The following is a 246-nucleotide window of genomic DNA, read 5'->3' as shown; positions in this document are numbered from 1 at the left end:
CTGCCGCTGACGGCCAACGGCAAGCTCGACCGCAAGGCGCTGCCGGTCCCCGAGGACGACGCCTATGCGCGGGCGGCCTACGAGGCGCCGCAGGGCGCGGTCGAGACGGCGCTGGCCGGCATCTGGGTCGAGCTTCTGGGGGTCGAGCGGGTCGGACGCCACGACCACTTCTTCGAGCTCGGCGGTCACTCGCTGCTGGCGGTGCAATTGATGGAGCGGCTGCGGCGGCTGTCGCTGGGGGTGGAG

General features: G+C 72.8%; 1 protein-coding gene. It reads left to right on the top strand.

The features are described from left to right. Positions 1–246 (top strand): phosphopantetheine-binding protein (locus O7A70_RS34465; protein ID WP_337144246.1); only part of this gene is annotated, 246 nt, incomplete at both ends.

This window comes from Mesorhizobium sp. Cs1299R1N1 (assembly GCF_037179655.1).
Taxonomy (GTDB): domain Bacteria; phylum Pseudomonadota; class Alphaproteobacteria; order Rhizobiales; family Rhizobiaceae; genus Mesorhizobium; species Mesorhizobium salmacidum.
Note: the sequence above shows the minus strand (reverse complement) of the source record. Positions and strands in the feature narration are given on the sequence as shown.